This window comes from Larkinella sp. (assembly GCF_965227735.1).
Classification (GTDB): domain Bacteria; phylum Bacteroidota; class Bacteroidia; order Cytophagales; family Spirosomataceae; genus Larkinella.
This window is the reverse complement of sequence record NZ_OZ245776.1, coordinates 7447459-7462088: the sequence shown is the minus strand read 5'-3', so window position 1 is coordinate 7462088 and position 14630 is coordinate 7447459. Positions and strand designations below refer to the sequence as shown.

The following is a 14630-nucleotide window of genomic DNA, read 5'->3' as shown; positions in this document are numbered from 1 at the left end:
AACGCACCCACCCAAAAGCAACCCCATAAATCGGATCAGCCTCCGCAAAAAAGATCTGAAGCGTAGAAATGGCATGAAATTAATCCACAAAAAATACAAATACGATTTTAATCATCCCGCCGGGACTTGCCGTATCTTTGTCACTTTACTTTTGAGAACCATTAAAATAGCGAGCATTTGTGAGATTTTTCCGGTTGTTCCTGCCCTGCCTGATTTTTTGTACCTCCCTTTACGCCCAAAAGAAAAACGAAGCCTATCAATACCACATTCGCCAAACGACCTCGCCCGTCCGCATCGATGGGGTAATGGACGAACCGGGCTGGCTCGAAGCCGATACGGCGACCAACTTTTACATGGTTTTGCCGATGGACACCAGTTTTGCCCGCCTTCGGACCGATGTCAAAATGACGTACGACCAGCAGAATCTGTACATCATTGCGGTTTGTTATTACGACCCTACGGCTTCGGTCCGGCAAAACCGGCCGTTTGTCCAGTCGCTCCGGCGCGATTGGGAATTCGGCAAAAATGACAATTTCATTTTTTTCATGGACCCCTTCGACGACCAGACCAACGGTTTTACATTCGGAGCCAATGCCGTCGGGGCGCAGTGGGACGGTTTGTTGTATGAAGGCGGAAAAGCCAACCTGAGTTGGGACAACAAGTGGTATTCGGAAGTGAAAAATTACGACGACCGCTATGTCTTCGAAGCTGCCATTCCGTTCAAAACCATTCGGTACAAAAAAGGCATCACCCGCTGGGGCATCAATTTCAGCCGCCAGGATTTACGAACCACCGAAAAGTCGAGCTGGGCGCCCGTTCCGCGGCAATTTCCAACGGCATCGCTGGCCTATACCGGCACCATCGTCTGGGATCAGGCTCCTCCGCAGGCCGGTTCCAACATCTCACTGATTCCGTATGCGCTCGGCGGGTTGACGCGCGACTATGCCAACCAGAAACCAACTTCCTACCGGGGCGATGTCGGGTTGGACGCCAAAGTGGCCGTTACCTCGTCGCTGAACCTGGATTTGACCGTCAACCCGGACTTCTCCCAGGTCGACGTCGACCGGCAGGTGACCAACCTCGACCGGTTTGAGTTGTTTTTTCCGGAGCGAAGGCAGTTTTTTCTGGAAAACGGCGACCTGTTTACCAACTTCGGCTACGCCAACATCCGCCCGTTTTTTTCCCGGCGGATCGGTCTGGGCGTTCCCATCCGGTTTGGAGCGCGGCTGAGCGGAAAACTCAACAAGGACTGGCGCATTGGATTGATGGATATGCAGACTGGTAAAGTGGATGAAACCGGCCTGCCCGCCCAGAATTTTGCGGTCGTCGCGCTGCAACGGCGGGTTTTCTCGCGCTCCAACATCGGGGCCATATTCATCAACAAGGAGTCGCTCAACTACGATCCGGGTGCAACCGAAGCCGGAAAACCGGTTTATTCCAGATACAACCGGAACATCGGGCTGGAATACAACCTGGCCTCCTCCAACAATGCCTGGACGGGAAAAGTCCTGTTTATGAAGTCGTTCGACCCCCAAACGGACGGGAAGCGTAACCACGTTCATGCTGCCAACCTGCTCTATAGTAACCGAAAGTGGATTATTGGCTGGCAGCACGAATACGTAGGAAGCGACTACACGGCCGAAGTCGGGTACGTTCCCAGACGGGGTTATATCAAAGCCAATCCGACGGCCAGTTACATGATGTTTCCCAAAGGCGGAAAAGTGCTGAGTCACGGCCCGCAGCTTACCTCGTTTTACATTTACAACGAAAAGTTCGAAAAAACTGACAATCAATCTATTTTTACCTACCTGACCACATTCCGGAGTAAAAGCGTGCTCTCGGTTTGGGCGGCACATGATTTTGTCCGGCTCTTGCAGCCCTTCGACCCCACCAATACCGGTCGGGACACGCTGGCGCGCGGGACTGAACACCGCTGGAATGCCGTTGGGGTCGACTACATTTCCAAACCGCAAAGTTTGTTCACCTACCTTTTCTCAGGCCGTTACGGCGGGTATTTTGCCAACGGCACCCGTTTGTTTCTGTCCACCGAACTGGGGTATCGCTTTCAACCCTACGTCAGTCTGGCGGTGAGTGCCACCTACAACGACATTCAACTGCCCGAAACGAAATCTACGACCAAATTCTGGCTGGTGGGGCCGCGCGTCGACCTGACCATGACGAACCGGGTATTTTTCACTACGTTCGTGCAGTATAACGAACAGGCGCGCAATGTGAATCTGAACGCCCGGTTCCAGTGGCGCTACCAACCCGCTTCCGACCTTTTTCTGGTGTATACCGACAACTATTTACCGGGTTCGCTCACGGTGAAAAGCCGGGCACTCGTGCTCAAGTTTACGTATTGGTGGAATGTATAACGGACTTTCTGTAAACAAATAAATAAAATCGGGAGTTGATTACCTGAACATTAACCCCCACAAACCATGCGTAATTTCACTCATTTTCTATACACCCTGGCGATTTCCCTCTTTCTGCTGGTCGGGATGACCAGTTGCGAACTGGTCGGCGATATTTTCAAAGCGGGTCTTTGGGTTTATGGCATCGGTATCGTTCTCGTCTTGTTCGTGGCGATCTGGCTATTCAGAAAGGTGTTCGGCGGTGGCCGAAGCGATTAGATCAGTTAATATGCTCACATAAAAAAACCGCCCTGCTGCTGCAAAGGCGGTTTTTTAGTATTTGTACGGCAGGTTTTCAGGCCACCAGTTCGACCAGTTTATCGCGCTGCAAAACCTCCCGCATCCGTTCTCCCAGATCATCCGAAGCCGTGTAGAGCGGCAGACGAACCGTGGAAGAAATCAGACCGAGAATTTCCAGAATCTTTTTAATTCCCACCGGGTTGCCTTCTTCATACAACAACGGATCGATGCGCAGGAAATGGCCGAGTTCCGTGCGGGCAAACGCAAAGTCGCCTTGCAGGGCCGCGTGGATCATGTTCGTAAATTTGGCCGGTAACGCATTGGCAACCACCGACATTACGCCAACACCCCCGATGCTGATGATGGGAACGCCCTGCACATCATCGCCCGAAATCAGCAGGAAGTCCTCCGGTTTGTCACGGACAATTTCCATGCACTGCTCGATGATGCACGAGGCTTCTTTGACGCCGATGATGTTCGGGTGCTGGGCCAGGGTGCAGACGGTTTCGGCGGTCATGTTGATGCCGGTCCGGGGCGGGATGTTGTAGAGAATAACCGGCACCGGGCTGGCGTCGGCGATGCGCGTAAAGTGTTCGATCACCCCGCGTCGGCCCGGTTTGTTGTAATACGGACACACCGACAGAATGGCGTCGATGCCCTCGAAATCGGTATCTTTAATCGTTTGGACAACTTCCGGCGTGGCATTACCGCCGATGCCATAGACGATCGGTAATTTTTTCGGGTTATTTTCCTTGAGATACTGAAGTAGCTGTTTCTTTTCCGATTTGGTCACCGTCGGCGATTCACCCGTGGTACCTTGCAGCACAATGTAATCGACACCGCCGTCGGTAATGTGCTGAACGACCCGGCCAAAACCATCGAAATCGATGGTCAGGTCGTCGTTGAACGGGGTAACAATGGCGACCCCAACGCCGTGGAAACGAGCATTCATGTATTTTGTACTGGATTAGAAGGAATAAGCAAATCGGAAATTGGGACAAAGGTACGGTTTTTCGGTGGATAGCGGAATAATTCAGGTAAACCGTTTGCGATTCCCGTGATATAAGGTCGCTCCTAAGCGGGCAAACTCAAATTCGTCGTTCAAATCAGACGCTTTTCGGGCAGGCCTTGACTCGGTTTTTCCAACGCAGGCATACGCTTCCAAGTGCCTGACGGTAAACGTAAGAACATTTTTAAAATGTAAAATCGTTGACTTTAACTGACTTTTCGCCTTCTGATTGTATGTTGCTCGTTGACCCGCTTTGGAAGTTTCCTTGATTTCTACAAAAACAAACGTCCTGGCATCGAAAACCGCAAAATCACACCGCTCAATTGGATCACTGTCATCGAAAAGGCATTTATCGATTGCTAAAAAATGAATGGGTTTCACTGCCGGATTCTCAACGATAAAATGAATAATTCCGTCGGGGTTGGTTTGTCGGTAACATCGTTTCGTTTCAGAATCGTAAATCCCAAATTCCTGATCTAAAATCGTTTCGAGGCAACCGTTTAAAACCGTTTGGGGAAACACCTGCTCAATTTGCTCTTTCACGCTGGCCGTTTCGGTAAATGGTTAAAAGTTGATCCCGTTCACCGGCTATATTCTCTGAAACATCATCCAGTTCATTATCCGCAATCAATCCGGTTGATTCATTCATGATGGAACGAATGGTGCCGTTTTCTACAAAGTACGCCGAAAAATCAGCCGGATTCAGCCAGGATTCTGAGGAAATAACCTGTTTTATTTCATCCTGTTTTTCAGGAAATTCCGCAGCGACGATCGACGCAAACAGAAGGTTATTGATCGCACTCAACACATAAGGACTGTGCGTTGTCAAAACCATTTGGGATGAATGAAGGCTTGTTTCTTCCTGCTTTAATAAGTAATAAATTAATTCTTTTTGAGCCTGAGGAAATAGGTTAAGCTCCGGTTCTTCCAGAATAAACCGCCGACTTTCTTTGTTCCGCAAATGATTCACTACCAACAACAAGGGAATGATTGACTGGTACCCACTGGCACTTCTTCCCAAATCGACAGAACCCTGATCACCATAATAAATCCGGTCTTTCCCATTTTCGTACGAATACCGGATGTCAAGAAATGGAATGGATAGGGTATTGATTTGATTACGGGCTTCTTCAAAATTACGCCCAAACAGTGCCAGCGGTTTGGGAATATTAATATCGGAATACATCAAACTCCAGATGGCAGAAGAAAGTAAAGCCGTCAAATTCCTTTCTGAAGGGATATAGGTGCATGGACTTTTTAAAATATACTTTTTAAGAAATGGATAATAATGTCCAAAACTTACACTATAAGATTTTCCTGGATTTGAAAAAGGAGGAGTACTATTTTTGTTCTCGTCATATGCGCGTAAATAATCTGGAAAATCTAATGGAAGGTTCTTGCTGTATGCGGGATAAGTATTCCGCAATTGATTTATCGTATCCTTATTCAGAGCTAATCCTTCTTCCGTCAAATTAAAAATTAATCGGCCTTTGTACTCAATATAATATAGTGATGTCTCAAATCGAAAATAAGTATCTGAGCTTACGTAACTTTCTAAGTTGTAATTAACCAGTAAATCTGTTGCTCCTCGATCAATTGGCAATACAACTGTATCTGTACATAAAGCAATCAGTTTTGCCAGCGTACTTTTTCCGGAGCCTTGTGGGCCAATAAAAACCGTATTCTTCCTGACGTCGACAGTAGCTTCTTTAATCGGTCCACAGTTCCGTACAATCAATCTCTCCATACTACAATATTACGCGAATAAGTCGGTTCCTACCCATTCAACATCGCCATAAACTCTCCTTCCCCAATCATCGGAACCGCCATTTTGGTGGCTTTCTCCACTTTCGACGGCCCCGGATTTTCGCCCACGATCAGGTAATTCAATTTCTTGGAAACCCCGCTTAACAACTTTCCGCCGTGGGCTTCAATTTCGTTTTCAAGTTCCTCGCGGCTGAAATTGGCGAATGTACCGGTATATAAAAAGGTCTTGCCGACCAGCGTCTCCCCTTTTTTCTCCACCGCCACCCGATCCGTTTCCATTTGCAAACCCGCCAGCCGCAACCGTTCGATGAACACCTGGTTTTCGGAATCGGCAAACCAGGCCACCACGCTTTGGGCAATCCGGTCGCCCACTTCCGGAACGCCTAGCAAGGCCTCGGGAGAAGCCGCCCGGAGCGCGTCGATGTTGCCGAAATAATCCGCGAGTTTTTCAGCCGTCGTGTTGCCGACATACCGGATGCCAATGGCAAACAGGACATTCGAAAAAGGCTGGGCTTTCGAGCGTTCAATGGCCGTCAGGATGTTATCGACGGATTTTTCCCGCAAACTGACGACCCGCTTTTTGCCGGTTTCCGGGTCGGTAAATACTTTCTCCAAGCCCAGCAGTTTCTCCACGGTCAGCTCGTACAAATCGGCCGGGCTGCGCGCCAGTCCCCGGTCGATGAGCATTTCGATCTTGCCTTCGCCCAGGCTTTCGATGTTCATGGCGCGCCGTTGGATAAAATGTTCGAAACGGGCTTGCAACTGCGGGGGGCAAGCTTTTTCGTTCGGACAGTAAAAATGAGCCTCACCTTCTTTCCGCACCAAAGGCGTTTCGCAGGCCGGGCAAAGCGTCGGATAAACGATGGGCAAACTGGCTTCGGTTCGCTGGCTCAGATCGACACCAGTTATTTTGGGAATAATTTCTCCGCCTTTTTCGATAAAAACCGTATCGTTCAACATCACACCCAACCGCTGAATTTCATTCGAATTGTGCAGCGACGCACGTTTGACGACCGTTCCGGCCAGCAAAACCGGTTTCAGATTGGCCACCGGCGTTACGGCCCCCGTCCGCCCAACCTGATACGAAACACTGTTGAGCACTGTCGTGGCGGCCATCGCCTTGTATTTGAAGGCGATAGCCCAGCGCGGACTCTTGGCCGTGAAGCCGAGTTCCCGCTGCTGGTCGTAGCGATTGATTTTGATGACGATGCCATCCGTCGCCAGCGGCAGATCAAACCGCCGGGTTTCCCATTCGTTGATGAACGCCATCACCTCCTGAATCGAACCGCATTTCCGCCAGGTCGGCGACACGTTGAAGCCCCATTGCTTCATGACCACCAGACTTTCTTCGTGGGTTTCAAACGCTTCCGGGTCCGACAAAAACGAGTAGAGGTAACAATCCAGCCGACGTTTGGCCACCGCACCGGAGTCCTGCTGCTTGAAGGTGCCGGAAGCCGCATTGCGCGGATTGGCCAGCAACGGTTCGCCAATGTCTTCGCGTTCTCGGTTAATGCGCTGAAATTCAGCGAGTGGCAAAAAGCCTTCGCCCCGGACTTCAAACAACGGCGGCACATTGGAACCGTTCACTTTCAGCGGCAGGCTGCGAATGGTGCGAACGTTGGCGGTTATGTCATCACCCCGAACGCCGTCGCCCCGGGTGACGCCCCGCACCAGAATTCCGTTTTCATAGGCGAGGCTCAGGGCAACGCCGTCGAATTTCAGTTCGCAGATGTAGTCGTAAGCCGCCCCGTTGAGTCCTTTTTGTACCCGGACATCGAACTCCGTCAGTTCCGCTTCCGAGTAGGTATTGCCCAGTGACAGCATCGGAAACCGGTGAAAAACCGTGGCAAATTCCTTGCTAATGGTGCCGCCAACGCGGTGCGTCGGGGAGTCGGGCCGGCCGAATTCGGGGTGTTGCCGTTCCAGGGCCGTGAGTTCCTCCAGCAGTTGGTCAAAAGTAAAATCATCGACCTCTGAAATACTGTTTTGGTAGTACTGGAAGTTATAATGATTAAGCCGATCAGTAAGTTCAGCGATTCGTTCCTGAGGATTCATTCTATTTTTAAACTAAAATTGCACCGGGTTTTCACAGCGTCAGTAAAATCGAATTAGACTGCAATCTTACTAAATCCTGTACGGACTCTGACATCCGGTTCAAATTGTTCCAACAAAAAGAATTAATTTTGGTGTCAACTTGTGCAATTCGGAAACATTATTTCACTAAAAACGCCTTCATGATTCCACCTTTGATTGCCCCTTCTATCCTGGCTGCTGACTTTGCAAACCTGCAACGCGACGTTGAAATCCTCAACCGCAGTGAGGCCGATTGGATTCACGTGGACGTGATGGATGGCGTTTTTGTTCCGAATATTTCGTTTGGCATTCCCGTTTGCGAAGCGGTTAATCGTCACGCTGCCAAACCGTTGGACGTTCACCTGATGATTGTGCAGCCGGAGCGGTATATCGACGCGTTTGCCCGGGCGGGTGCTGCCCATCCCGGCCGGCCGGGCACGATTACCGTTCACCTCGAAGCCTGTACGCACCTGCATCGCACGCTTACCCAGATCCGGGAAACCGGCTGCCGGGCGGGCGTGGCCCTGAATCCGCACTCGCCGGTGGAGTTGCTGGCGGATGTGCTTGATGAAGTTGACCTGATTCTGCTGATGTCGGTCAATCCGGGTTTTGGCGGACAATCGTTTATTCCCCACACCTTGCAGAAAATCCGGAAATTGCGCCGGTTGCTGGCCGCTTCGGGTCAAACCGCTTTTATTGAAGTGGATGGTGGAGTAGGGAATGATAATGTAGCCGCTTTACTAGAGGCTGGTGCCGATGTGCTGGTGGCCGGCAGTTCCGTTTTTCGAGCCGATGATCCCGCCGAAGCGATTCATTCTCTGAAACAGTTGGGCCAGACGGCCCGACCGGTATAAACGGAAGCTTAGTCAATTTACACGACCTTTTTAATCAGGCATGTATACGAAAATATTTTGTGGTTCACTGTTGGGAAGTTTGCTGTTTTTCTCGGTTCTGTCCTGCAAGCAAACCCCAACCACCGGAAACGATCCGACCAGTGTCAACGACTCCAGCGTGGTTCAAAGTCGGGTTCCCACCGTGGATTGGGCCAAAAACGCGACCATTTACGAAATCAATATCCGGCAATTTTCACCGGAAGGGACGTTCAAAGCCGTTGAAACGCAACTTACCCGCCTGAAAGAACTGGGCGTCGATATTCTCTGGTTCATGCCGATTCACCCCATCAGCAAGGAAAACCAGCGCACCTTGCCCGGCAATCCGTATGCCGTGGAAGATTACAAAGCCGTCAACCCCGACTATGGCACACTGGCCGATTTCAAGGCCCTCGTTAAACAGGCCCACGACCTGGGCATGCACGTGATCATCGACTGGGTGCCTAATCACACCGGCCGCGCACACACCTGGGTGAAACAGCACCCCGACTGGTATACCCAAATCAACGGCAAGATGAGTCCGCCGATTGACGACCAGGGCAAGGTGACTGATCGCCCGGACGTGTTCGACCTCAACTACAAGAACCCGGAACTCCGGCACGCCATGATGGACGCCATGCAGTTTTGGGTGCGCGAATGCGACATCGACGGCTACCGTTGCGAAGTCGCGGGCTATGTCCCGGATGATTTCTGGAGCGAGGTCCGCCCCAAACTCGACAGCATCAAAACCGTCTTTATGCTGGCCGAGTGGGAAGACAAGCCCGAGCATTTCAAGGAATGTTTTAACATCAATTATAGCTGGAGTACCTACCAGCTCATGAAGTTGATTGCCAAAGGCAAACGCCCGGCCTCTGCCCTCGATTCGCTGCTGGCCCACAACCAGGAGCGGTTTCCGCGTGGCTCCTACCAGATGCAGTTTACGCAGAATCACGATGAGAATGCCTGGGTTGGCACTCCAACCGAATTGTTTGGCAATGGTGTCGACGCCTTCACCGTGCTGGCTTTCACCTTCGATGGAATGCCGCTGGTGTATAACGGCATGGAGTCTAACCTGAACAAACGGCTGAAATTTTACGAAAAAGACCCGATTTACTGGGGAAATTACAGCAAAACGGACTTCTACAAAACCCTGTTGACGCTGAAACACCGCAATCAGGCGCTCTGGAATGGCCTGGCCGGTGGTCCGCTGATCAAGATTCCGACGGAGAAAGACGACAAAGTGTACGCTTTTTACCGCCAGCAGGAAAACGACCGGGTCATCGTCATTGTCAACCTCAGCCCGACCCCCCAAACCATCCGCCTGAACGGCGACGGTTTTGAGGGCGTCTATACCGAAGTGTTCAGCCGCCAGCCCGCCGAGCTGCGCAACTCTCTGACGTTCGCACTCAAACCGTGGGAATATAAGGTGTATACCAATTAAGAAAATGATGAATTATGGATTATGAATGATAAATTACGAATGAAATTTGTACACCTGTCCGTCGTTCATCATTCATAACTCATCATTCATAATTTAATTTACATGATCCGGGGAGTCTTACTGGTGCTGGGATGTGTGGTGCTTCTTTTACCTGCGGTTTCGGGTCAAACCGTGCAGTGGGCCAGTTCCGTCGTCGGTTTTTCGTCGGAAGGCCGGGGAGAAGCCTACTCGCAGCAATACCGGGCCAATCAAATCCTGGGAAAACCGAACCGGTTGCCGCAGGTTGGCGATAACGTCTGTGCCTGGTCACCGCTCTACCCCGACGGACCAAATGAAGAGTGGATCACCGTCCGGTTTGCGGCCGCTATTCCCATACACCAGATCGCCATCTTCCAAAGCGGCAACCCCGGTGCCATCAGCCAGGTGCTGATCATCGACGGCTCGGGGCGCGAAATCCCGGTGTATCAGATGGGTCCTTCGGCCCAGATCGCCGAGAGTGGCCAAACGCCCATTCTCCGCATTGCCCCTACCGACCCGGTTATCACCGCCAACACCCTCAAACTGGTCATCAGCCCCAGCCGGATCAAAGGGCCAAACCAGATCGACGCCATCGGAATTTCGTCCGATTCGCAACCCATCGACATTGCCATCAACGTCTCCAAAGACGCTCCCAAGGATCTGGTAAAGGAAAACATAGGTCCGCAGGTCAATTCACGGGGGCAGGAAGTGGCGCCGGTAATTTCGCCGGATGGCAAAACGCTCTATTTCACCCGGGGGCAGCACGAACGCAATACGGGCGACCCCAAAAGCCAGGACGTCTGGTATTCGACCCTGCAACCGAACGGCGAATGGGGCAACGCGATCAACATAGGACCGCCGATCAATACCACCGCCGATAACGCCGTCAGCGGCATGTCACCGGATGGCCGGACCATTTACCTCATCAACGTCTACAAACCCGACGGTTCCGTAACCTACGGTTTGTCCAAATCGACGTTGGGCAAGAATGGCTGGTCGTTCCCGGTCGAGTGTGTGATTGCCAACAACCACAACCTCCACAAAAATGCGTATACTGAATACGCGATTGTGCCGGATGGGAAAACGATGATTCTGTCCGTCCAGCGCCGAAATTCATTGGGAAACAAGGATTTATACGTCTCGTTTTTACAGCCGAACCAAACCTGGAGCGAACCGGTCAGCATGGGGCCGGTTCTGAACACCGCCGACTACGAAGGCGCTCCCTTCGTGGCTTCCGACTCCCGAACGCTCTATTTCACGTCTGCCGGGCGACCCGAATACGGCAATGGTGATATTTTTGTCAGCCGTCGGCTCGATGACTCCTGGACCAACTGGTCGGAGCCGGAAAACCTGGGGCCGGTTATCAACACCCCCGAATGGGATGGGTATTTCACCATTCCGGCCACCGGCGATTACGCCTACCTGAGTTCCATCCAGAATTCGATGGGTAGCGAAGATATTTTTCGGCTGAAACTGTACCCGGCCATCAAACCCGATCCCGTTGCCATCGTGTCGGGCCAGGTCATCGACGGTGTTACCAAAAAACCGGTCGCTGCGGAGGTCTTTTCGACGATTGCCCCCGAAAACAAGGAAAACAGCCGGGTTGCCTACGATCCCGAAACCGGTGATTTCAAGCTGTTGCTGGCCATGTCGAGCAGTTATAACCTGACGGCCAAACGCGAAGGTTACTTCCCGTCTACCGAACTGGTCGACCTCAGCAAAGACAAACGCTTCAAGGAAATCCGGAAAAATCTGATTTTAACGCCAATTAAAGCCGGGCAACGGGTTGTCCTGCGCGACGTTCTGTTCGAACAGAGCAAGGCCATCCTTTTAACCGGCTCCACAGCCGAACTCGACCGCGTGGTGCAGATGCTGAAAGAATACCCCACGATGGAAATTCAGGTCGATGGACACACTGATAACCAGGGCATTTGGGATCTTAACATGAAACTGTCGCAGGACCGGGTTCGGGTCGTCAAAGAGTATCTGCTGGCGCAGGGCATCCCCGACCTCCGCATCCAGACCAAAGCCTGGGGACCGAGCAAACCGATCGCCAGTAACGAGACCGAAGAGAAGCGTCGATTGAACCGAAGAGTAGAATTTACGATCCTGAAAATGTAAAGTCCCACAAATCAGTTTAATTTTACCCGCGGAAAAGTTATAGTATTTGATTAATGTCTCTATCACCCCATCGTCGAACGTCTGTTTTTATTCTGTCCGGAATTATTCTGTTGGCTTTTATCCTCCGGATTTACCGATCCGACACCTACGGTATCTGGTTTGACGAAAAGGCGACGCTCCTCATCAGCCAGTGTATCGCGATGGAAGGAGCCAATCAACACGATGTGTTCGACAAGAAGGATTCGCCGTATTTTACCCCCAAAGAGTTCTGGAAACCCAAAACCTTCGCCGACTTTAGTGAAGCCGTTCAGCGAAGCGACATTGGCCACAGCCCCGCTTATTATGCGGTTTTATGGATTTGGGAGGAGATTTTCGGCCTCAGTGATTTGTCGATCCGGTTTCCTTCGATCATCTTCAGCACTTTAACGGTTTTACTCCTCTATTTTTTCACCAAGCGCCATTTTCGGCTGGAACCGGCCTCGGCGACCCGGCTGGCGTTGATCAGCGCGTTCTTTGCTGCCATCGAGCCGTTGTTCATTGCCCACAGCCACATTGCCCGCAACTATTCGATGACGTTCTTTCTGACGCTGCTGTCGACGCACGTTTTTCTGATCATTATGGAAAAGGAGCAGAAAAAGAAAGCATCGACCAGTTTGTACCTGGGCTATTGCGCGCTCATTGCCATTTCGATTCTATCTCATTACCTGACAGTTACGGTTTTTTTATGTCACGGCTTGTATACTCTGCTTTACGTCCGCAAATGGCCGATGTGGTATAAACTGGGGGCATCCTTCGCCGTAGCCCTGGGGTTCGTATCGCTGTGGATGATTTTCGGCGGGGGGCAATCCACGTTTTTCACCCTGAACCACCAGGCCGTGTTCTACCGTAACCTGGCGCTGACCAACCCCGTAAACAGCGGATTTGGCCTGATTCTGCCGGCCACGATTCCTAATGTTTTCTGGCGGTCGCTGCCCATCTGGAGCGATCTGGTGCTGTTTACCAACGGCCTGGCGACTGCAACGGCCGGTTATCGGAATGTGGGGATTGCCCTTTTCATCGGCTTGCTTTCGGTATTTCTTATTTACCGGTATCGGAACCAGCGCCAGCCCCCCCAATGGGTCAAATTTATGCTGCCCGTTCTGATGCTGGCCGGGCTGGCGTTCTACAGCATTTATCCGTTGCAGCACCTGGTTTTGTCGGCCATGCTACCCCTTTTCTATCTAATGATAGTGGCTTTGCTGGAAGATTTCAGACCGAACGACCGCCCGTTGATCGTTTTTCTGGTGCTGCTCTCGGTGGTTCCCACCCTGTTTCTGATCCTGATGGCGTTCCGCTCCGGGCATACCTACGGGCTTACGCAGCGGTATTCGGGCTTTTCATTTCCGTATGTCATCATCCTCGTTGCCATTCTGATTCGGAAACTTTCGACGCAAAAATTGTGGCTCAGTTTACCGCTAACGGCGGTTTTGATCATTCAGGGCGGTTTGGTCATTCAGTTGCTGCAACGCATTTACAATGATACGGCAGCGAAGTATACGTCGTTTTCCGTTCCCCGCACCACCAATCCGTTTCGGGAGTCCGCGAAAAAAATTGAAGCACTCTATGCTCCCGGCGATACGGTTTTGTATCCGTCGCTGAAACGCCGGGAATATTCCGATATCGACAAAAGTGGCCGACCCTATGCCATTATCGATGCGCAGTTGGTCAACATCTATTTGCCAAAAGACGCCACCTATTACCAGCGCATCGACCCTATGGAACGGGATAAGATTGTACTGGTCAAAGGCAAGACGGGCCAGAAAATCACTATCTTTGACCTCGAAGGAACGAAATACAGGTATTAAATGACTTCACCAGCACTCACAACCGATATTACGACCCTCAGCGGCCAACTAAGGCTCAAGGTTCTCGAATTGTATAATAAGGCCCATGCCGGCCACATTGGCTGCTCGCTGAGCTGCCTCGATATGATGATTGCCTCGCTGATTTTGCGGAAACAGCAAGAAGACACCTTTATTCTGTCGAAAGGACATGCCGCTGCGGCCCTTTACGTCTGCCTCAATCACCTGGGCGAAATTTCCGACGAACAACTGCAGTCGTTCTACAAAAACGGCACCACCCTGCCCGCTCACCCCGCGCCCAATAAACACAAAGGCATTCCGTTTGCCACCGGCTCGCTCGGCCACGGTTTTCCGATTGCGTCGGGCATTGCGCACGCGAACAAATTGCAGGGCAACACCAACGCCGTGTATGTGCTGATGTCGGACGGGGAAACCAACGAAGGCACCACCTGGGAAGCCGCCCACTACGCCCTGCAACAGGGGCTGGATAACCTGACGGTGCTGATCGACAAAAACGGTTTGCAGGGGTTTGGCCCCACCGCCGAGGTATTCGGCGACACCGCCGATGTGGCAAAGTGGAAAGCCATCGGGTTTGACGTGGTCGAAGCAGACGGCCACGATGTGGAAGCCATGCTCGTGATCCTCGACACGCTGCGTTTGCAAACCAACGGCAAGCCCAAAGTGGTTATTGCCCAAACGGTGAAAGGCAAAGGCGTTTCGTATATGGAAAACCGGCTCGAATGGCATTACCTGCCCATGACCGCCGACCTCTACGACCAGGCCTGCAACGATATAAACAACCGGTATTTTACCGCTTGAAGCCTTTTTTCAACACCC

At 51.6% G+C, this 14630-nt stretch carries 11 protein-coding genes; 7 read left to right on the top strand and 4 right to left on the bottom strand.

Annotated elements, in window-relative coordinates:
- Positions 1–179: 179 nt before the first annotated feature.
- On the top strand, positions 180–2375 hold the full coding sequence (locus tag ACO064_RS29545; protein ID WP_421830772.1) for a DUF5916 domain-containing protein: 2196 nt from the start codon (positions 180–182) through the stop codon (positions 2373–2375).
- Positions 2376–2441: 66 nt separating this feature from the next.
- Positions 2442–2633: a hypothetical protein gene (locus ACO064_RS29540; RefSeq protein ID WP_421830771.1), complete on the top strand. Its 192-nt coding sequence runs from the start codon at positions 2442–2444 to the stop codon at positions 2631–2633.
- A 76-nt stretch (positions 2634–2709) separates the two neighbouring features.
- Here ACO064_RS29540 and dapA read toward each other — a convergent pair whose 3' ends face one another.
- The 4 genes from dapA to ligA all read right to left on the bottom strand — a co-directional run bounded on the left by dapA (position 2710) and on the right by ligA (position 7485).
- Positions 2710–3606 carry a 4-hydroxy-tetrahydrodipicolinate synthase gene (dapA, locus tag ACO064_RS29535; protein WP_421830770.1) on the bottom strand — a complete coding sequence of 299 codons (897 nt, stop codon included), beginning with the start codon at positions 3604–3606 and terminating at the stop codon, positions 2710–2712.
- 81 nt (positions 3607–3687) lie between these two features.
- Entirely contained in the window at positions 3688–4206 is a 519-nt protein-coding gene (locus ACO064_RS29530) for a hypothetical protein (protein ID WP_421830769.1), read from the bottom strand.
- A complete protein-coding gene (locus ACO064_RS29525; protein WP_421830768.1) occupies positions 4190–5410 on the bottom strand; it encodes an AAA family ATPase in 1221 nt (406 codons plus the stop codon). The genes ACO064_RS29530 and ACO064_RS29525 overlap by 17 nt, the downstream gene beginning before the upstream one ends.
- Positions 5411–5439: 29 nt before the next feature.
- Entirely contained in the window at positions 5440–7485 is a 2046-nt protein-coding gene (gene ligA, locus ACO064_RS29520; protein WP_421830767.1) for an NAD-dependent DNA ligase LigA, read from the bottom strand.
- A gap of 179 nt (positions 7486–7664) precedes the next feature.
- Here ligA and rpe point away from each other — a divergent pair, with 179 nt between their 5' ends.
- From rpe to ACO064_RS29495, 5 genes are all read left to right on the top strand, one after another.
- On the top strand, positions 7665–8357 hold the full coding sequence (gene rpe, locus ACO064_RS29515) for a ribulose-phosphate 3-epimerase (protein ID WP_421830766.1): 693 nt from the start codon (positions 7665–7667) through the stop codon (positions 8355–8357).
- A 40-nt stretch (positions 8358–8397) separates the two neighbouring features.
- Positions 8398–9813, top strand: a complete 1416-nt coding sequence (locus ACO064_RS29510; protein WP_421830765.1) for an alpha-amylase family glycosyl hydrolase — start codon at positions 8398–8400, stop codon at positions 9811–9813.
- Positions 9814–9915: 102 nt separating this feature from the next.
- Entirely contained in the window at positions 9916–11952 is a 2037-nt protein-coding gene (locus tag ACO064_RS29505) for an OmpA family protein (protein WP_421830764.1), read from the top strand.
- Positions 11953–12062: 110 nt separating this feature from the next.
- Positions 12063–13796, top strand: coding sequence for a glycosyltransferase family 39 protein (locus tag ACO064_RS29500; protein WP_421830763.1), 1734 nt, complete (start codon positions 12063–12065; stop codon positions 13794–13796).
- Positions 13797–14612, top strand: a complete 816-nt coding sequence (locus tag ACO064_RS29495) for a transketolase (protein WP_421830762.1) — start codon at positions 13797–13799, stop codon at positions 14610–14612. It begins immediately after the preceding gene.
- The last annotated feature ends 18 nt before the right edge of the window (positions 14613–14630 follow it).

Bases quoted from the DNA above. Each gene is read 5' to 3' on its own strand.
- ACO064_RS29525 (WP_421830768.1), bottom strand. From the start codon at position 5,410: ATGGAGAGATTGATTGTACGGAACTGTGGACCGATTAAAGAAGCTACT.
- ACO064_RS29505 (WP_421830764.1), top strand. From the start codon at position 9,916: ATGATCCGGGGAGTCTTACTGGTGCTGGGATGTGTGGTGCTTCTTTTA.
- ACO064_RS29510 (WP_421830765.1), top strand. From the start codon at position 8,398: ATGTATACGAAAATATTTTGTGGTTCACTGTTGGGAAGTTTGCTGTTT.
- ligA (WP_421830767.1), bottom strand. From the start codon at position 7,485: ATGAATCCTCAGGAACGAATCGCTGAACTTACTGATCGGCTTAATCAT.
- rpe (WP_421830766.1), top strand. From the start codon at position 7,665: ATGATTCCACCTTTGATTGCCCCTTCTATCCTGGCTGCTGACTTTGCA.
- ACO064_RS29540 (WP_421830771.1), top strand. From the start codon at position 2,442: ATGCGTAATTTCACTCATTTTCTATACACCCTGGCGATTTCCCTCTTT.
- ACO064_RS29495 (WP_421830762.1), top strand. From the start codon at position 13,797: ATGACTTCACCAGCACTCACAACCGATATTACGACCCTCAGCGGCCAA.
- dapA (WP_421830770.1), bottom strand. From the start codon at position 3,606: ATGAATGCTCGTTTCCACGGCGTTGGGGTCGCCATTGTTACCCCGTTC.